Origin of the sequence: Aeromonas enteropelogenes (assembly GCF_020097295.1) — a bacterium.
Taxonomy (GTDB): Bacteria; Pseudomonadota; Gammaproteobacteria; order Enterobacterales; family Aeromonadaceae; genus Aeromonas; species Aeromonas enteropelogenes.
In genome coordinates this window covers 2,610,999-2,630,248 of the sequence record NZ_CP083625.1, presented here as the reverse complement: position 1 = coordinate 2,630,248, position 19,250 = coordinate 2,610,999, and the positions used below count along the sequence as shown (strand labels likewise).

General features: G+C 58.0%; 21 protein-coding genes. All 21 read right to left on the bottom strand.

The window, feature by feature from the left end; genetic code table 11:
• Window positions 1–144 precede the first annotated feature (144 nt).
• The 21 genes from LA321_RS12465 to fliM all read right to left on the bottom strand — a co-directional run bounded on the left by LA321_RS12465 (window position 145) and on the right by fliM (window position 19,249).
• Window positions 145–531, bottom strand: a complete 387-nt coding sequence (locus tag LA321_RS12465; RefSeq protein ID WP_124240523.1) for a DUF2802 domain-containing protein — start codon at window positions 529–531, stop codon at window positions 145–147.
• Between the two features lie 18 nt (window positions 532–549).
• A complete protein-coding gene (locus LA321_RS12460) occupies window positions 550–1,038 on the bottom strand; it encodes a chemotaxis protein CheW (RefSeq protein WP_026456542.1) in 489 nt (162 codons plus the stop codon).
• 69 nt (window positions 1,039–1,107) lie between these two features.
• The gene (locus LA321_RS12455; protein ID WP_042072150.1) at window positions 1,108–1,974 is read right to left on the bottom strand and encodes a chemotaxis protein CheW; all 867 of its coding nucleotides are present in this window, start codon (window positions 1,972–1,974) and stop codon (window positions 1,108–1,110) included.
• Window positions 1,971–2,765 (bottom strand): ParA family protein, encoded by a 795-nt coding sequence (locus LA321_RS12450; protein ID WP_026456541.1) that lies wholly within the window; start codon window positions 2,763–2,765, stop codon window positions 1,971–1,973. Before LA321_RS12450 ends, LA321_RS12455 begins: the two co-directional genes overlap by 4 nt.
• A 4-nt stretch (window positions 2,766–2,769) precedes the next feature.
• Window positions 2,770–3,687, bottom strand: a complete 918-nt coding sequence (locus LA321_RS12445; RefSeq protein WP_042072152.1) for an OmpA family protein — start codon at window positions 3,685–3,687, stop codon at window positions 2,770–2,772.
• 2 nt (window positions 3,688–3,689) lie between these two features.
• Window positions 3,690–4,427, bottom strand: a complete 738-nt coding sequence (locus tag LA321_RS12440) for a flagellar motor protein (RefSeq protein ID WP_042072154.1) — start codon at window positions 4,425–4,427, stop codon at window positions 3,690–3,692.
• Between the two features lie 2 nt (window positions 4,428–4,429).
• Window positions 4,430–5,548, bottom strand: a complete 1,119-nt coding sequence (locus LA321_RS12435; RefSeq protein ID WP_042072155.1) for a protein-glutamate methylesterase/protein-glutamine glutaminase — start codon at window positions 5,546–5,548, stop codon at window positions 4,430–4,432.
• Window positions 5,549–5,580: 32 nt separating this feature from the next.
• Window positions 5,581–7,791, bottom strand: coding sequence for a chemotaxis protein CheA (locus LA321_RS12430; RefSeq protein WP_042072157.1), 2,211 nt, complete (start codon window positions 7,789–7,791; stop codon window positions 5,581–5,583).
• An 11-nt stretch (window positions 7,792–7,802) separates the two neighbouring features.
• Window positions 7,803–8,543, bottom strand: coding sequence for a protein phosphatase CheZ (locus LA321_RS12425; protein WP_026457228.1), 741 nt, complete (start codon window positions 8,541–8,543; stop codon window positions 7,803–7,805).
• Between the two features lie 12 nt (window positions 8,544–8,555).
• The gene (gene cheY / locus LA321_RS12420) at window positions 8,556–8,927 is read right to left on the bottom strand and encodes a chemotaxis response regulator CheY (RefSeq protein WP_425278690.1); all 372 of its coding nucleotides are present in this window, start codon (window positions 8,925–8,927) and stop codon (window positions 8,556–8,558) included.
• Between the two features lie 123 nt (window positions 8,928–9,050).
• Window positions 9,051–9,770, bottom strand: coding sequence for an RNA polymerase sigma factor FliA (locus LA321_RS12415; RefSeq protein WP_042024829.1), 720 nt, complete (start codon window positions 9,768–9,770; stop codon window positions 9,051–9,053).
• Window positions 9,763–10,638, bottom strand: a complete 876-nt coding sequence (locus LA321_RS12410) for a MinD/ParA family protein (protein ID WP_185378279.1) — start codon at window positions 10,636–10,638, stop codon at window positions 9,763–9,765. Before LA321_RS12410 ends, LA321_RS12415 begins: the two co-directional genes overlap by 8 nt.
• 1 nt (window position 10,639) lies before the next feature.
• Window positions 10,640–12,064 (bottom strand): flagellar biosynthesis protein FlhF, encoded by a 1,425-nt coding sequence (gene flhF / locus LA321_RS12405; RefSeq protein WP_042024827.1) that lies wholly within the window; start codon window positions 12,062–12,064, stop codon window positions 10,640–10,642.
• A 16-nt stretch (window positions 12,065–12,080) separates the two neighbouring features.
• Entirely contained in the window at window positions 12,081–14,183 is a 2,103-nt protein-coding gene (flhA, locus tag LA321_RS12400; protein WP_042072158.1) for a flagellar biosynthesis protein FlhA, read from the bottom strand.
• A gap of 107 nt (window positions 14,184–14,290) precedes the next feature.
• Window positions 14,291–15,421 (bottom strand): flagellar biosynthesis protein FlhB, encoded by a 1,131-nt coding sequence (flhB, locus tag LA321_RS12395; RefSeq protein WP_042072159.1) that lies wholly within the window; start codon window positions 15,419–15,421, stop codon window positions 14,291–14,293.
• Window positions 15,414–16,211, bottom strand: a complete 798-nt coding sequence (gene fliR, locus LA321_RS12390; protein ID WP_026457794.1) for a flagellar biosynthetic protein FliR — start codon at window positions 16,209–16,211, stop codon at window positions 15,414–15,416. The genes flhB and fliR overlap by 8 nt, the downstream gene beginning before the upstream one ends.
• Window positions 16,208–16,477: a flagellar biosynthesis protein FliQ gene (gene fliQ, locus LA321_RS12385; protein ID WP_042024825.1), complete on the bottom strand. Its 270-nt coding sequence runs from the start codon at window positions 16,475–16,477 to the stop codon at window positions 16,208–16,210. Before fliQ ends, fliR begins: the two co-directional genes overlap by 4 nt.
• A gap of 27 nt (window positions 16,478–16,504) precedes the next feature.
• A complete protein-coding gene (gene fliP, locus LA321_RS12380) occupies window positions 16,505–17,254 on the bottom strand; it encodes a flagellar type III secretion system pore protein FliP (protein ID WP_042072161.1) in 750 nt (249 codons plus the stop codon).
• Window positions 17,241–17,624 (bottom strand): flagellar biosynthetic protein FliO, encoded by a 384-nt coding sequence (gene fliO / locus LA321_RS12375; protein WP_042072162.1) that lies wholly within the window; start codon window positions 17,622–17,624, stop codon window positions 17,241–17,243. The genes fliP and fliO overlap by 14 nt, the downstream gene beginning before the upstream one ends.
• Window positions 17,625–17,736: 112 nt before the next feature.
• Entirely contained in the window at window positions 17,737–18,129 is a 393-nt protein-coding gene (gene fliN / locus LA321_RS12370) for a flagellar motor switch protein FliN (RefSeq protein ID WP_011705280.1), read from the bottom strand.
• 49 nt (window positions 18,130–18,178) lie between these two features.
• Window positions 18,179–19,249: a flagellar motor switch protein FliM gene (gene fliM / locus LA321_RS12365; protein ID WP_042024822.1), complete on the bottom strand. Its 1,071-nt coding sequence runs from the start codon at window positions 19,247–19,249 to the stop codon at window positions 18,179–18,181.
• Window position 19,250 lies beyond the last annotated feature (1 nt).

Here is a 19,250-nt window from a genome sequence, read left to right as displayed (position 1 = left end):
GAAGCGGCCTGCATATTAACACAGTATTGGAGGGGGTCTTTTCAAAGATGCCAATAATCAGCAGGATTTGTGGCGAAGATCGCGCCACAAACGCTTAGAAAAATGGCCAAAACAAATCAGGAAGGCAGTTGCCTTCCTGACTCATCAAGAGCGCCCTTTTCGTAATGAAATCAGGAGCTCAGCTTCTGCCTTCGGCAATTCGCACTCGCTCATGACCTCGTCGATATCGGCGCCCAGCTCGACCATCTTGGCGGCACGGCTGTAAAGCCGGCGTTCCGGATCCTGCAGGGTCAGCTCCTGCTGACGATCGTTGATCTGCTGCATTGCTCCTTCCACCGACTGCAACCGCTGGCCCATGCCGATGGCCCCGGTATGAAGCTCCATCATCTGCTTGCGCAGACTCTCGAGCTGGCCCTGCAGCGCCGCCACGCTGGCCTCGGACTCCTGCTTGCTTCGTTTGCTCCTGAACCAGATGAAACAGGCAAACGCCAGTGCAATCAGGGACAACCCCAAGGCAACAATCTCAATGATCAAAACATCACCTTCTTGTTAGAGAGAACCGATCTCGTCCCACTCTTCATCGGAGAGCAGCTTGTTCAAATCGACCAGGATCAGCAACTGGCCATCACGGTTGCTCACCCCCTGGATGAACTTGGCGCTCTCTTCGGTCCCTACCGCAGGTGCGGCATCGATCTCGGAAGAACGCAGATAAACCACTTCCGCCACGCTGTCCACCATGATGCCGATCACCTGCTTTTCAGCCTCGATGATGACGATACGGGAGTTTTCACTGACATCCCCGGACGGCAGACCGAAGCGGGAACGAGTATCGATGACAGTCACCACGTTGCCACGCAGGTTGATGATACCGAGCACATAATCCGGAGCCCCAGGCACAGGCGCGATCTCGGTATAGCGCAACACTTCCTGAACCTGCATCACGTTGATGCCGTAGGTCTCGTTTTCCAGTTGGAAGGTTACCCATTGCAGCACTTCATCTTCGGCCAGATTCTGTGCAATATTGCGCTTTTCTGTCATGTTTTATTCCTTTTATATAAACGTCTACTGCTAAAAACTAGCAATAAAACAACTCGACTGCAGAAGTTATCAGCGACCTTCTATGTTTACCCCGCGCTCCAGCAACAGGAGCAATTCGCTGACATGCAGCAGGGCACACATTTTCTCTTTGACCATGCCCGCCAGCCAGGGGCGCTTGCCCGCCTGATGGCGCCATTTTACCTGATCCCGGTGCAGCAGCTCGGTTCCCCTGAGATGATGGCAGGCGAGGCCCCAGGGGGATTGCCCAAGCATAATCAAATACTTGTATTCGTCCATCTCAAGATGCTGACCCGGCATGACCCACTGAGCCGTATCGACCACATTCATCTTCTGCTCGCGGGAAGTCATCAACCCCTTGTACCAGGATGGCTGACCAAACAGGGAGGTCACCTCCCCCAGTTGGTGGATCCCGCCAAGATCGGTCAGGGGAACCGCAAAGGTCACCCCGGCGACTTCGAAAAACAGGGCCTGAAACTCATTGCCGCTGTCGATATTCTGCCAGCTGACCGGCTCGGGGACCGGTTCGGGCGCAAGTTCCACCGCCGTCTCGGTGATGACAGTGGTCACAGGTTCCGCGACCTCCACCACCTCTTCAGGCCAGGCAGGCTCGACGGGCAGCAAGGACTCTTCGGCGACGATTTCAAGCGGCTCGCTGGCGGGTTCCTCATGGGACAGGGCGTCAATTTCGAACTGCACCTGACCCACTTGCGCCAGCAATTCACTCAACTGGGCCAGGCGGGCATCCGCCTCCAGATAAGGAGCGGCCTCAACCTGTGGTTCAACCACACTCTGGCGCTGCAGTTGCACCACGGGAGCCAGCTCAGGCTCGTCGGCCTCATCCAGCGAGAGGGCTTCATCCAGCAGCAGGGAGTGGAAATAGTCGTCCATTGCACGGACTTGAATGGTATCTCTCATGCCATCACCTCCTGCGCCCGCTGCCGTTCAAGAGCATCGAGATAGTTGAGCAGTGTCTCGTAGGCATAGGTTCCCCGACTACCAGGTGAATAGATGGAGGGCGGAATATGCAGCAAGCTGGCATCCCTGAATTTGGTATCGATGGGGATCACCGCGTTCCACACCGCATCACCGTATTGCTCCTTGATCGATTTCAGGGTCATCAGGGAGGCACGGGTACGCTTGTCAAACATGGTCGGGATCACGGTATAACGGAACTTGTCCCGCTTGGAACGCTGCATGATCTCGAATGTCTTCATCATGCGCTCCAGCCCCTTGAGGGCAAGAAATTCGGTCTGGACCGGCACTAGGATGCGATCGCAGGCCGCCAGCGCGTTGACCATCATGACCCCCAGCACAGGCGGGCAATCGATCAACACGTAATCGTATTGATCCTGAATGCGCAGCAAAGCCCGCTTTAGCACCAGCCCCATCCCTTCCCGATTGCCCATGACCCTGTCCAGGGTCGCCAGCGTGATGGAGGCCGGCAACAAGTGGATATTCTCGAACTTGGTTCTGAGAGTCAGTTTATTGACCAGTTCGGCGGTCGGCTTCACCGACTGGAAGAGTTCATAGAGAGTGCCATCCAGGCGATCGGAATCATAATCCAGATAAGATGTCAGCGAGGCGTGCGGATCTGTGTCAATCAGCAGCACTCGTTGGCCACGTTGGGCCAGGATCCCGGCAAGCGAGACCACTGTGGTGGTTTTCCCCACCCCGCCTTTCTGGTTGGCAACCGTCCAAACAATCACTGTATCAATCCTGCCTTGTTGTTATACGTATGCCGCCACCGGGCAAGGCGATCACCCTGACCTCTCCTGCATCCACCGCCTTCTGAACCTCTAGCACGGGTTCAACGGTCACCGGCGAGACCTTGGCCGGTGCGGGCGGTACCCATGCAAACTTGGATACTGCCACCACCACCTTGCGGTTCTGCACTCGCCCCTGTTCGCTACCATTGTCGGCAAACGGTGAGAACTCGCCATATGCCTCGAAAGCAAGCCGCTCGGGTGCGATGCCATTGGCAATCAGCCCATTGAGTACCGCTTCGGCCCTGGCGGCTGAGAGAGCCCAGTTTGAACGAAAAATTTCATTATGAATCTGTTGGTTATCTGTATAACCCCTGACTCTCACATAGTTATCGACCGGTTTGAGAATACTTGAAATGGTATTAATGACGGGAGCCGCATTTGTGCCCAAAAAGGCGCTACCGCTGCCAAACAGCAGCCCGGCACTCAATTCGATGGTCAGCCAGTTTTCATCCTGAGTCAGCTTGACGATCCCCGCGTCCACCAGAGAGCCCATGTTCTCCTGCAGTTGCAGGTCGAGCTTGGCCAGCGTGGTACCATCCTGCAGTATCGGCACCCCCGAGATAGGCGCAAGCGACGGAGCTGGCGCCGTGGCGCCATCCAGAATGGAGGGGGCCGCAGAAACGGGGTTGGAGAGCAGTGAATCCCCTTGTCCTTCCAGCAAACCATCTTTGGGAGATTGCATGACACTGAATGCCTGGCTCATGCCATCGATGACGGCGCGATACTTGTCCTTGTTGACCAGCGCGACCGAGTAGAGCACCACGAACAGGGCAAAGATCAGCGTCATGTAATCGGCATAGGAGACCAGCCAGCGATCGAGGTGTTCACGCCCCTGCAAGTGCAACCGATAGCGATTGCGCATGGCTACTCTCCTTTCAGATAGGCCCTGAGGCGCCGTTCAACCTGCAGGCCGTTTTCACCATGGGCAATGGCAATCAACCCCTCCAGGGTCAGCTCCTGGAACAGCGCGTAATGATAATGAAAAGCCCGTAGCCGGTTGGCGAGCGGCAGATAAATCAGGTTGGCAAACCCCACCCCATAGATGGTCGCCACGAACGCAACCGCGATGCCCGTCCCCAGCGCTGACGGCTCTTCCAGATGAAACATGGCCTGGATAAGCCCAAGGACGGCACCTATGATGCCGATAGTCGGGCTGTATCCCCCCATGGCTTCAAACACTCTGGCGGCATGCTCGTTGCGTTCCTGTTCGATATCGATATCCGCCTCCAGCAACATGCGGATATCTTCCGTCGAGACCCCATCGACTATCATGCCGAGCCCCAGACGGGTAAATTCATCCTCTTCCTGCTCCGCTTGGTTCTCAAGCGCCAACAATCCCTGTTGCCGGGCAAAGGCGGCCCAGGATTGCAACCGCTCGGCCTGGGTTGCGAGATCCTGATGGGGCGGGGAAAACATCCATAACGTCTGCCGGATGGCAAGCATGATGTATTTTGCGGGAGTCTGCAGTGTCACGGCACCGATTGTGCCGCCCACCACGATGAGAAACGCGGGTCCGTCAACCAGAGTGAGCAGGGAGCCACCATGCCAAACCTGGGCAATGGCAATGGCTCCCAGCGCAAGGAGCAGACCGAGCAGGCCCATGATCAGCGCCCCAACTCGACCAGAATACGCTGGGCTACCTTGTCCAGAGGGAGTGATTCGCTGGCAATGCCTGCCTTGGCAACGGCCTGGGGCATACCATATACCACGCAGGACGCTTCATCCTGAGCCCAGATGGTGGATCCCTGCTCTTTGAGCAGGCGTGCGCCATCCCGGCCATCAGCACCCATCCCAGTCAGGACGATGGCCAACACCTTGTCAGCATAGGTTTTGGCAGCAGAGGCGAAGGTGATATCGACACAAGGCTTGTAGTTCACCTTGTCATTGCCATCGACAATCCGGATGCGTGCGCCGGCACCTCGGCCTTCCAGCAGCATCTGCCGGCCACCCGGCGCCAGATAGGCGTGTCCCGGTTTGAGCACGTCACCATCTTCGGCTTCCTTGACACCAATCTGGCACAAACCGTTGAGGCGTGCAGCAAACGCGGCGGTGAAAGTCGCCGGCATATGCTGGATCAGCAAAATCGGATGAGGGAAATCCTTTGGCAACTTGGTCAACACGTTTTGCAAAGCAACGGGCCCACCGGTCGAGGTACCGATGGCCACCAACTGGTAGCTCTTGCCACTACGTTTAAACGCCACAGCGGGAGCTGCGCGGGTCGGCTCCGCCTGACGTTCAATACCACGAGTCGGAGCAACCCCGCCCAGCGGGCTGCGAGTCGCGGGCTCGGGAGCCTTGGGACGAGCTGCCGAGCTCATCATGAAACGCTTGCGGGAGATTTCTTTTACCCGCTGTTGCAGCAACCTGACCGCCTCATCTTTATCCCGGGCGATATCTTCAAATTTCTTCGGTAGAAAATCGAGCGCACCGGCATCCAGGGCATCGAGCGTCGCCTTGGCACCCTCATGGGTCAGTGAGGAGAACATCAGAATGGGAGTCGGGCACTTGGCCATGATCTCCCGCACCGCGCTGATGCCATCCATCACGGGCATCTCGATGTCCATGGTGATCACGTCAGGACGCAGTGACATCGCCTTCTCGACTGCCTCACGGCCATTCTGGGCTGTATCGATCACCGTCAGCATGGGATCCTGACCGATGATTTCGCTCACTCGACGGCGAAAAAAGCTCGAGTCGTCGACAACTAATACCTTGACTGCCATTGTTATTTTTCTAACTCCTCGGAGCTGGGTGATTAATGTCTACGCGCATATGCCTTGAGCAGACTCGGCACGTCCAGGATCAGGGCGATACCGCCATCACTGGTGATGGTTGCCCCTGCCATGCCCGGCGTCCCCTGCAGCAGATTGTCCAGCGGCTTGATGACCACCTCTTCCTGACCAATCAGGCTGTCGACCACAAAGCCGATCTGCTGGGTACCGATCTGGACGATGACTACATGGCCGGTATCCTGACGGGAACGCTTGTTGGGCCCCCGCACTAGCCATTTGTGCAGGTAGAACAGCGGAATAGCTTTCTCGCGCACTATGATGGTGAGCTGGCCATCGACCATGTTGGCCTTGTTCAGATCCAGATGGAAAATCTCGTTCACGCAACCAAGGGGGAGCGCAAAGGTCTGTTCCCCAACCTCTACCATCAAGGTCGGCAGAATGGCCAGTGTCAGTGGCACCTTGATCTCAAGACGGGTGCCCTTGCCCCAGGTGGAATCGATATGCACGGAGCCATTGAGGCTGACGATGCTGGTCTTCACCACGTCCATGCCGACCCCACGACCGGAAATATCGGAAATCTCCGACTTGGTCGAGAAACCGGGGGCAAAGATCAGGTTATAGGCATCGTTATCGCTCATGCGGGCGGCGGTATCCGCATCAAGCACACCACGACTGATGGCGATGGACTTGAGTTTTTCGGGATCCATACCTGCGCCATCATCTTCGATACACAGCAGGATATGATCTCCCTGCTGGGAAGCGCTCAGGGTGATGGTGCCCTGACGCGGCTTGCCCGCTTTCTCGCGCACATCCGGCATCTCGACGCCGTGATCGCAAGAGTTGCGCACCAGGTGCACCAGCGGATCCGCCAGCGCCTCAACCAGGTTTTTGTCCAGGTCGGTATCTTCGCCGACCATCACCAGTTCGATCTCTTTCTTGAGGGTTCTGGCAAGATCGCGCACAACCCGGGGGAAGCGGCCAAACACCTTCTTGATGGGCTGCATGCGGGTTTTCATGACCGCCCCCTGCAAGTCGGCAGTCACGACATCAAGGTTGGCGACCGCCTTTGACATCTCTTCATCATTGCTGGCAATCCCCAGGCTCACCAGGCGGTTGCGCACCAGCACCAGTTCTCCCACCATGTTCATGATGACGTCTAGGGTCTTGGTGTCGACTCGTACCGTGGTATCGCTTTGTACCGCGCTGTTTTCAGCCGGCGCAGCCGCCTTCGCAGGCGCTGGTGCCGCTTTGGCGGGCGTCTCGACCGATTTCGCCGGAGCGGCTGGAGTCGGTTTGGCGACTGGAGCAGGTGTCGGTGCAGCAGGTGCGGGCGCCGCCGATGATGTTACAGGTGAAGAGGTCTTGGCTGCAGATGCCATTGTGCTCTGCGGCCCCTGGCCGCGGCCATGCAGTTCATCCAGCAGGCGCTCAAACTCGTCATCATCAATCAGTTCATCGACTTCCTTTTGAACCGATTTCAACGGATTGATGTCTGGCGCCCCAACATGCTGGCCTTGGCCATGAAGCTGATCCAGCAGAGCTTCAAACTCATCATCGGTAATATCACCGGAATCGCTGGCAACGGGAGCGGGGGCCGAGGCCGAAACGACCTTGGTCGGTGCTCCGCCGACACCATGCAACTCATCCAGCAGACGTTCGAATTCGTCCGCAGAAATTTCATCTATTGAACCACCGCCATTGACCGGTGCGGGTTCATTATCGTCAACCATGGGAGCCGCGACGTCAGGCTCTGAAGCCATAACGGGCTCAGGTTCTACTACGGGTTCCGGTTCTGCCACAGCAGGCACAGCACCACCACCCGAAGTGATCAACTGCTCTTCCCCTTCAGGCTTGCACAGCTCATGCAGGTCATGGAGCAGATCGTCGGAGGCAGGGCTTGGTGCTTCGCGATTCTGGACCTGGGCAAACATAACGTTGATCGCATCCAGTGCCTGCAGAATGACATCCATCAGCTCTGCGGTGACGGTACGCTTGCCGTTGCGCAAAATATCAAAGACGTTTTCCGCACCGTGGCATACGTCAACCAGTTCTCCCAGCGACAGGAACCCGGCGCCCCCTTTCACGGTATGGAAACCGCGGAAGATGGCATTTAACAGGTTTTTGTCATCTGGCCGTTTTTCCAAGTCGACCAGCTGCTCAGACAACTGTTCCAATATTTCGGAGGCTTCGACCAAAAAATCTTGCAGTATGTCTTCATCAACTTCGAAGGCCATGCGTCACTCCATTAGAATCCCAGGCTAGACAGCAGATCGTCCACATCATCCTGACCATTAACCACATCGGAACGCGCTTCCGGGTTCATGATGGGACCTTCTGCTTCAATCCCGTTGACAGGAAGGCTACGAGTTGAATGCTCGGCAGAGGCTTCACCAAACATGGTCAGCATTTCTATTAATTTTGTTTCAACTTCCTGAACAAGCTTGATGACCTTGCGGATCATCTGCCCGGTCAAATCCTGAAAATCTTGTGCCATCAGAATTTCAGTCAGCAGTTGCCGTAATTTATCGGCATCAGCCTCAGAAGCCTTAATAAAATCATCGAGTTGGTGACATAACGCCTTGAACTGGCCCACGCTCATGTCACGGGACATCAATGCATTCCAGTTTGGCAACACCAGCTGGATATTGTCGTTGAGGCGATCCGCTATCGGCAAACTGGCTTCTACGGCATCCATGGTGCGGTTGGCAGCCTTGTCCGTCATGTCGATGACGTAACTGAGGCGCTCCCGCGCATCCGGAATTTCGTGAGTAGCCAGATCGGGAATACGGGGATCGAGACGAAATTCTTGCAGGGAATTGTGCAGTTGTCGTGTCAGCTGACCGACCTTGTCGAACAGATCGGAGGCATTGGGGGCACACACTTGCGCAAGCAAATCGTCGGCCAACTCAAATTCGCCTTGCTCCAGATGAGCAACAAGCATCCTTGCCTGGTCGAGCGAAATCATTGCTCTCGTTTTGGCCATCATCCCTGCCACCCCTTAGCCAATGCGTTCAAAAATTTTATCGAGCTTTTCCTTGAGCGTCGCAGCAGTGAAAGGCTTGACGATATAGCCATTGACCCCAGCCTGAGCGGCTTCGATGATCTGCTCACGCTTGGCCTCCGCCGTTACCATCAATACCGGCAGGTGCTTGAGTTTGTCATCGACACGAATGGCCTTGAGCAGGTCGATACCTTGCATGCCGGGCATGTTCCAGTCGGTTACCACAAACTGGAAATCACCATTTTTCAGCATCGGCAATGCGGTATTGCCATCATCCGCCTCATGGGTATTGTTGTATCCCAGATCGCGCAGCAAGTTCTTGATAATCCGGCGCATCGTTGAAAAGTCATCAACAATGAGGATTTTCATGTTCTTGTCCAAAATTCCCTCCTAAATAGCCGCCTCGGCGGCTCACTTACATGATGCTAAAAACGGGTTGTGTCCTGCGGATTATGCCTTAGTGTTTCACCTCAGTGTAGCCAGTACAGACACTTATAGATGCCAATCTCGCAAACGGGCGCGCAGTCGGTGCATTGCCTGACTATGGATCTGGCTCACCCGGGACTCACTGACGCTCAAAACCTCGCCAATCTCGCGTAAATTCAGCTCTTCGTCGTAGTAAAGAGAGAGAACCAGGGCTTCTCTCTCTGGCAGGCGACCAATTTGCTCCGATAATTCAATCTGAAATCGTTCTGCGGCCAATTCATCGAATCCGGAGCCGGCAGGAGTATCATCGGGCTGCCCGATCACATCTTCACTGACCCCGAGATCCTCGATACCGATAATTTTTCCACAAGAAACATCCTGCAACATGGCGTGGTACTCGTTGATCGAGACCCCCATATGAGCCGCGACATCGGTATCACGCGCATCCCGCCCCTGCGACTGCTCCACATTCTCGATGGCTTCGGCGATCGCCCGGCTGTTGCGATGCACGGAACGAGGCACCCAGTCACCACGCCTGATCTCGTCGAGCATGGCGCCGCGGATGCGGATCCCGGCATAGGTTTCAAAACTGGCGCCCTTGCTGCCGTCAAAATTGCGGGAGGCTTCAAGCAGCCCAATCATACCTGCCTGGATCAGGTCATCCAGCAAGACACTGCTTGGCAGGCGAGCCAACAAGTGCTGGGCAATCCGTTTGACCAGAGGAGCGTGACGCTCCACCAGCGCATAGGAATCCTGATGACGCAAGTACGCTTGGGCTTTATTCACGGGAACCTTCCTGTGTGGTGGCCGGTTTTTGCAACAGATTTTCCAGGAAAAACTCCAGGTGACCGCCCGGCTGGTTCGGCACCGGCCAACTGGCAGCCTTATTGGCAAGGGCCCGGAAGGCCAAGGCGGCCGGCGACTTCGGAAACGCCTCGACAATCAGCTTCTGCTTGCGCACTGCCGCCCGCAGGTTGGTGTCATAAGGCACGCAGGCCACCAGCTCGAGAGAGGTATCCAGGAAACGATCCGTCACCCGGGTCAGCTTGGCGAACAGTTCCTGTCCTTCCCGCAGGCTGCGCACCATGTTGGCTACCACCTTGAAGCGGAACACCCCGTGTTCCTTGGAGAGGATCTTGATGAGAGCGTAGGCATCCGTGATGGAGGTGGGTTCATCACACACCACTACCATGATGTCCTGGGCCGCACGGGTGAAGCTCAGCACCATGTCGGAGATACCGGCTGCGGTATCCACCAGCAACACGTCGACCTGGGTCTTCATCTCGCTGAAGGCACGGATCAGCTCGGCATGCTGCACCGGCGTAAGCTCCACCATGGACTGGGTACCCGAGGTCGCCGGCACTATCATCATGCCGTAGGGCCCCTCAACGATGATGTCGTCTATGGTGCACTCGCCGGCCAATACGTGAGAGAGGTTGCGATGCACCCTCAGCCCCAGCATGACGTCGACGTTGGCAAGACCCAGGTCGGCATCCAGCACCATCACCCGCTTGCCTTGTGCCGCCATGGCGCCCGCCACGTTCAGTGTCACGTTGGTTTTACCCACGCCACCCTTGCCGCCGGACACGGCGATCACTTTCACTCGATTGTTTTGACGCATTTTGCGCAGACCACTTGCCTGATCCATATACATGTTACTCATAAAACTCCGAATCTTCGGCTTCGCCAAAGCCCGTGCCCCAGAAATAGGGCTCTTGCGTTTCTCGCTCCAGCGAACCCATGGCCGCGCCGACGAGCTGCGCCGCATCGGCAACCTGAATATCTTCCGGAACCCGCTGGCCATCAGTGATGTAACTGATCGGCAAGGCGTTCTGGATACACACGTTAATCACTTCGCCCAGATTCAGACTTTCATCCAATTTGGTAAGTATGCAGCCGCTGAGCGGGATCCGCCGGAAATGGTCTACCGCTTCCTGCATCACCCGGCGTTGCGAGGTCGCCGACATCACCAGATAGTTGCGGATCCGTACCTTGGCGTTCTTGACCAGGGTATCGAGCTGTTCGGTCAACCGCACATCCCGCTGGCCAACCCCGGCGGTATCGATCAATACCAGACGACGATGACGGAACTGATAGAGCGCATTGGCCAGCTCCTCGGCATCCCGCACCTGGCGAACCGGGCAGCCCATGATGCGGCCATAGGTCTGCAGCTGTTCATGGGCACCGATCCGGTAGTTGTCGGTGGTGATGAGCGCCACCTGCTCCGCGCCATACTTCATGGCAAAACGGGCCGCCAGTTTGGCGATGGTGGTGGTCTTGCCCACCCCGGTCGGGCCAAGCAGGGCCACGGCCCCGCCCTGGCGCAAGATCTCGTCTTCACTGATCTTGAGCTGGGCGGTGAGCACCTCGGCCAGCTGGGCCATCGCCTGATGAATGGGCATGTCTTCCGGGATGAGACCTGCCAGCTGATCAGCAAAAGCGTCATCAAAGCCCATTTTCTTGAGCTCCTTGATGAGCAAAGCCCGCATCGGCTCGCGGCGCTCCACTTCTTGCCACATCAGTCCGGAGATCTGGTGCTCCAGCAGTTTGCGGATGCTGGCCATCTCCTTGCGCATCCCTTCCATCTCCTGATCCCGCTGGGCAGGCTGAGAAGAACGCCCACCGGCCGCCATCCGGGGCTTGGGCCTGGCAGGCTCGGGAGCCGCCCCCCACTGTCCCTGTTCGGCCAGGGTTTTGGGAGCACTACTGGCCGCCGCCAGACCGGCGGACTGCTGGCCACCAAGTGGTGCCTGGCTGGCCGGTTTGAGCTTTTGCTGGCGGGCCAGCAGGGCAGCCAGGGTATCGGCATAATGTTCGTTCTGCCCCTGAGGCTGGGCAGGTTCGGGGCGATTCATCTGCCGCGCGGCAGACGAAATATTGACGCTCTCATCGTTCAACTGACGGCGAACTGGCGCATCTTTGGGCCCCGGTACCTGGGACTGATAATCGACAGCCGCGACTATCTCCACCCCACCGGTGACCTTTTTGTTGGACATGATGACGGCATCGGGCCCGAGAGTCTCCTTGACCTCGGCCAGAGCCGTTCGCATGTCCTTGGCAAAAAACCGCTTAATCTTCACCCGTCGTCTCCGCTAACTAGTTCTGTCCCACCGCACTGACGATGCGAATCTGCTTGTCGTCAGGCACTTCCTGATAAGACAGAACACGTAATCCAGGAATGGCATTCTTGACAAATTTGGCCAGGGTATTGCGCAATATCCCCGATGTCAGAAGCACGGCCGGCTGACCTTCCAGCTCTTGCCGTTGTGTGGCTTCCACCAGCGAGCGCTGCATCCGCTCCGCCAGGCCAGGTTCAATCCCTGCTCCATCACCACCACCTGCCTGCAGTGATTGATGCAATATACGTTCCAACTCTGGAGCCAAGGTGATCACCGGCAGCTCGGGATCGGGACCGGCAATCTCCTGGACGATGAGGCGGCGCAGGGCAATCCGGCAGGCGGCCGTGAGCACTTCCGGATCCGGGCTACGCGGCGCGTATTCGACCAGGGTCTGCAGGATAGTGCGCATGTCGCGAATTGGCACGCCCTCATTGAGCAAATTCTGCAATACCTTCACCAGGTTGCCCATGCTGATCACCTCGGGCACCAACCCTTCCACCAGCTTGCTCTGATGCTTGCCGATCATGTCGAGCAGCTGTTGCACCTCGTCATGACCCAGCAGTAGAGCCGCATGGTTGGCGAGTATCTGGCTCAGATGCGTCGCCACCACGGTGGCGGTATCCACCACCGTATAGCCCAGGGTCTGGGCATGGGAGACCTGCTCCTTGGCGACCCACACCGCCTCCAGCCCGAAGGCAGGATCCCGGGTGGCAATCCCCTGCACCTGACCAAAGACCTGACCCGGGTTGATGGCCATCTCCTTGTCATAGTAGACATTGGCCTCGCCGGTGCTGACCCCCATCAGGGTAATGCGATACTGGTTGGGTGCCAGATCCAGGTTGTCGCGAATGTGTACCGCCGGCACCAGAAAGCCCAGCTCCTGGGAGAGCTTCTTGCGCACCCCCTTGATCCGGTTGAGCAGCTCCCCGCCCTGATTGCGATCCACCAGCGGGATGAGCTGATAACCCACCTCGAGACCAATGATGTCCACCGGCATTACGTCGTCCCAGCTCAGCTCTTTCTGCTCGTGGGGCTGTTCTGCACTGGCTGGCATCAGCTCGCCCTTGGCCGCCTTGGCCGCAGCCAGCTTCTCGCGACGCAACAGCCACCAGGCCCCCAGCGCCGCCAGGCCGCCCAGGCTCAGGAAGGCAAAGTGCGGCATACCGGGCACCAGGCCCATCATCAGCAGGATGGCGGCAGAGATGATCAGCGCCTTGGGATTATCGAACAGCTGGCCCAGCACGGCCGTGCCCATGTCCTGATCGGTATTTTGGCGGGTTACGATAATGGCGGCGGCGATGGAGAGCAGCAGCGAAGGGATCTGGGCAACCAGGCCATCACCGATGGCGAGCAGGGTATAGATTTCGGCCGATTCGCCGAAGGTCAGATTGTGCTGGGCCATCCCTATGATGAAACCACCCAGGATGTTGATGAAGAGGATCATGATGCCCGCGATGGCATCCCCTTTCACAAACTTGGAGGCACCATCCATGGAGCCGTAGAAGTCCGCTTCCTGGGTGACTTCCTGACGGCGCTTCTTCGCCTCTTCCTGATTGATGAGGCCGGCGTTCAGGTCGGCATCGATGGCCATCTGCTTGCCGGGCATGGCATCCAGGGTGAAGCGGGCACTAACTTCTGAAATCCGTCCCGCACCCTTGGTGACCACCACGAAGTTGATGATCATGAGGATCAGGAAGACGATGATGCCGACCGCATAGTTGCCACCGATCACCACGTTGCCGAAGGCCTCGATCACATGGCCTGCCGCCGCGCTGCCGTTATGACCTTCCAGCAGCACCACCCGGGTGGAGGCAACGTTGAGGGCCAGTCGCAACAGGGTGGCTACCAGCAATACGGTCGGGAAGGCGGCAAATTCCAGGGGGCGCCGGGTATAAACGGCCACCAGCAATACGACGATGGAGAGGGCGATGTTGAAGGAGAAGAGGATATCCAGCATCAGCGGCGGGATGGGCAGCACCACCATGCCAAGGGATGCCAGCACCAGCAAGGGGGTGCCAAACCCTTTGCCAAGCAGCCCTCTGTACTCTTTTAAGCGGCCCAATGATGCCTTGAATTCCATCGCCATTCTCAATTTCAACTCGCAGATGGCAAATTAAAGCAAACATTGAGCCAACAATTCAATGTATTGATTTTGAATGATTTTATTTTGACGACGTCAGAAGTTTGTCATTTGCGATATTCAGGCGGGATGGGGAGATCCTTGGCCAGCGGTTGCGGACGACGCCCCTGGCCACGGCGGAATTTCTTGAGCTGGAAGACATAGGCCAGCACCTGGGCCACAGCGGCAAACAGCCCTTCCGGGATCTCGCGCCCGAGCTCGGTGGAGTGATAGATGGCCCGGGTCAGTTCGGGAGAGGGCATGATGGGGATTTCGTATTCCCGCGCGATTTCCCGGATCTTCATCGCAATCTCGTCAGTACCCTTGGCGATCACCTTGGGCGCCGCTCCGGGCTTGCCCGCCTCATACTGAAGCGCCACCGAATAGTGGGTCGGGTTGGTGATCACCACATCAGCCTTGGGGATCTCCCCCATCATGCGGCGCATCGCCATCTCCATCTGCAGGCGGCGGATCCGCCCCTTCACCTCGGGCTTGCCCTCGCTGTCCTTGAATTCGTCCTTCACCTCCTGCTTGGTCATCTTGAGCTGACGCATGTGGTTCCACTGCTGGAACGGCACGTCGATGGCCACGATGGGGATGAGGGCGCAGCAGAGGATGATCAGCATCCACAAAAACAGCTCCAGCGCGTCTATGATGCCGCCGGGGAATCCCTCCAGGGAGAGGTTGAGCAGGTGGTTGAACTGGCTCGACAGCATCCACCAGGCGAACAGGCTGATGAAGACCACCTTGGCGATGGACTTGACCAATTCAATCAGAGACTGCACGCCGAACATCCGCTTGAAGCCGTTGATGGGGCTCAGCTTGCTGAACTTGGGCATCATGGCCTCGGTGGAGAAGTTCATCCCCCCCATCAAGATATTGCCGACGAAGGCGGCGATGGCCACCAGCGCAAACAGCATCCCCAAGGGAAGTATCAATTCCGACAACAGGGCCGGCACCATGGCGATCATGGCCGAGGGATCGAAGGCCTGCTCCCGATCCAGGGTGAAGCCCATGGTAAGCACCTTGATCATGGCGGTCGCCAGGGAAGCCTTGATCATCAGCAATCCGAACACGGCAGCCAGCAGCACACTGGCGGTTCCCAGCTCCTTGGAGCGTGCAATCTGCCCTTTTTCACGGGCTTGTTGCAGTCGTTTGCCCGTGGGTTGTTCGGTACGTTCCTGATCGGTATCAGCCATGGGTGCCTCCGAAGCACTGGGTGCCGATCAGCTCGCAGCTGACCTCCTGCACCCTCTCCCACATGGTATCGAAATGACCGAGGAAGCCGCCGATGGTGAGCCAGAGGATCAGCAGACCCGACATCATGCTGACCGCAAAGCCGATGCTGAAAATGTTGAGCTGGGGCGCCGCCCGGGTCATGACACCGAACGCGAAGTTGATGAGGAGCAGCGCAACGATAGCGGAGAGCGCCATCACCAGAGAGGCCTGATACATGACCCCGAGAAAACCGATCAGGGTCCGGATGGAGGGGAGCGACAGCCCGCTATCCGACACCGGCAGGGTCTCGAAACTCAAGATCACCAGGCGCAGCATGATGAGATGACCATCCACCGCGAGAAAGACCAGGGTCGCCAGCATCAGATAAAACTGGCCTACCACGGGAGCCGACTGGCCGTTCATGGGATCCACCAGGGTGGCAAAACCCAGGCTGGTCTGCATGGCGATAACCTGGCCGGCCATCACGAAGCTCTCCATCAGAAACTGGGTCATCAGACCCAGCGCTACACCGATGAGCAGCTGCTGGGCCAGCACCAGAAAACTGCCGACGGAGAAGAGCTCGACCGGCGGCATCTTGGGTAATAGCGGCGAGATCAGAAAGGTGATGGCCAGCGCCAGCCCCATGCGCACGCGCGCTGGCGTCAGGCGACTGCCGAACACCGCCATCACCATCAGGAGGCTGCTCACCCGCGCCAGTGGCCAAAGGATGGAAGACAACCACTCCATGATAAGAGCGGTTGTGTAGGTCATCCCACCACCTCGGGGATCTGGCTGACCATCAGGGTAAAGAAGTCCATCAGGCTCTGCAGGCCCCAGTGGGCTCCCGCCCCCAGGGCAAACAGGGTGACGATGAGACGGGGCAGGAAGCTCAGGGTCTGTTCGTTGATGGAGGTGGCCGCCTGAAAGATGGCCACCATCAAGCCGACGAACAGGCTGGGCAGGATCACGGCGCTCACCATGATGTTCACCAGCCAGAGCGCCTCACGAAAGACGTCGACAAAAGTTTCCGGACTCATATGCAGGGCTCCTTGCGCTTGGCCGGCTTAGCCGGCACCCAGTCCGAAGCTGTTGGCCAGCGATCCCAGAATGAGGTTCCAGCCATCCACCATGACGAACAGCATCAGCTTGAATGGCAGGGAGACGATCATCGGGGAGAGCATCATCATCCCCATGGCCATCAGGATACTGGCCACCACCAGGTCGATGACCAGAAACGGCAGGAACAGCATAAAGCCAATCTGGAAAGCGGTCTTGAGCTCGCTGGTGACGAAGGCCGGGATCAGCACCCGCAGCGGCACGTCGGCGGGCTTGGCCACCTGGACGTTGGCGATCTCCATGAAGGTATTGAGATCCTTGACCCGGGTCTGGGCCAGCATGAACTGATGGATGGGCAACTGGGCTCGCTCGAGTGCCTCCTTGGCCTGGATGGTCTCCGCCAGATAGGGCTGCAGCGCCTCGTTGTTGATGCGATCCAGCACCGGCGACATGATGAAGAACGACATGAACAGGGCGATGCCGATCAACACCTGGTTGGAGGGGCTCTGCTGCAGACCGATGGCCTGACGCAGGATGCCGAGCACGACGACGATGCGGGTAAAGGAGGTCATCATGATGACCATGGCCGGCAAGAAGGAGAGCGCCGTCATCAAGGCCAGCACTTGCAGCGTCAGGCTGTACTCCTGACTGCCGTCCGCCATGGTCTTGACGGTCACCGCCGACATGCCGCCGTCCTGGGCCATGGCAAGGGGTGACAGCAGGCCGACCAGCAGCCAGATCCAGTTAGTTTTGTTCATGCTTGCCCATCAATTTGCCGAGCTGCTGGGAAAACGCCTGGGGCTGGCTCTCGTCCAGCGGCTCCTCCAGACGATAGAGGAAGTTGACCTGCTGCGGGGTGACCCCGATCAGCAGCTGCTGCTCCCCCACCTTGACCACCATCAGCTTCTCCTTGTAGCCGACCGGCAGGCTGGCGATGACCCGCATCTGCCCGCCCCCCATGGCGTTGGCAATCTTGCTCTTCTTGAGCAGAAAGCCCAGCACCAAAATGAGGCCGATCACCATCAGGCTGGAGAGCAGCCAGGAGCTCAGGCTGGGAGGATTGGCCGCCCCACCGACGTCGGCCAGCGCAGTCAGGGGCAACAGCAGTAACAGGAGCAGGCGCATCATTTGAGTTTCTTGATCCGTTCAATCTGACTAATGGCATCGGCCAACACAGAAGGAATGCCGAACTTCTTGGTCAGCATCCGGGGAGCCCGTATCGGCGACACAATGAATCTTGTCATTTGAGCTTCTTAATCCTTTCTATCTGGCTGATGACATCGGTCAGACGGATACCGAACTTGTCGTTCACCACCACTACCTCGCCGTGGGCGATCAGGGTGCCGTTGACCAGCACGTCCAGCGGCTCGCCCGCCACGCGATCCAGCTCCACTACGGAGCCCTGGTTCAGCTGCAGCAGGTTGCGAATGCTGATCTGGCTGCGGCCCACCTCCATGGCGATGGTGACCGGAATATCCAGAATGGTGTCGAGCTTGCGCCGCTCCTCGGCACTGATTGGCGCATCGTCCTTCAGCTCCTCGAGGGGGGCCGGTTTGGCTTCCGCCGTCACCTGCTCCTCCAGCGCGGCAGCCCAGGCATCCGCCATCAGATCCTCTTCATCAGTTCCGCTCATCTTGGTTCCTTATGCTACTTCGTGACCCCTGAATCGCTTCAGGGGCCGATTATGGCTGTTGATCTTCGATGCTGCGCTCGAGCTCTTCCAGCTCGGCTTCTCCATCGATGCGTACACCGCCCCGGGTCACCAGATGCATCTCTGTCTTGACCCCTTCCGGGCGTTTGAGCTTGTCGGTGATCTTGAGCGCCACGTTGTCCTTGGTGCGACCCATCTTGGCGTGGAAGGTGGGCAGATCCTCCACGAACACCAGCAGGTTCTCCGGCATCTCCACCGGGATGATGTCACCGGGCTGCAGCTCCATCAGCTCGCGCAGGGTGAGCTCGGTCTCCAGCAACTTGGCCCTCAGCTCCACCTTGACGTCCATGATCTCGTCGCGCAGGGCCTTGCTCCAGCGCACGTCGGTGTCGCCCTTGTCGCTCTGGACACCGGCATCCAGCAGCTCGCGGATGGGCTCCAGCATGGAGTAGGGCATGGCGACGTGGAAGTCGCCACCGCCGCCGTCCAGCTCGATGTGGAACGAGCTCACTACGATCACCTCGGTGGGACTGACGATGTTGGCCATGGCCGGGTTCACCTCGGAGTCGAGGTACTCGAAGCCCACGTCCATCACCGGCGCCCAGGCATCCTTGTAATCCTCAAAGACCAGCTTGAGCAACATCTGGATGATGCGTCGCTCGGTCGGGGTGAACTCGCGCCCCTCGATCTTGGCATGGTAACGACCATCGCCGCCGAAGAAGTTCTCCACCAGGATGAAGACCAGACGCGCCTCCATGGTGATGAGCGCCGTGCCCTTGAGGGGACGAAAGCGCACCATGTTGAGACTGGTCGGCACGAACAGGGTGTGGACATACTCGCCGAATTTCAGCATCTGCACGCCGTTGATGGAGACCTCGGCGGTACGGCGCATCATGTTGAACAGGCTGATCCGCATATGGCGGGCGAAACGCTCGTTCACCAGCTCAAGGGTCGGCATCCGGCCACGGACGATGCGGTCCTGGGAGGAGAAGTCAAACTGGGCGACACCGGGATCCCCCGCCGCCCCTATCTCTTCCTCTTCGACATCATCGACACCGTGCAAGAGGGCATCAATTTCGTCCTGACTTAACAGATCGCTCACG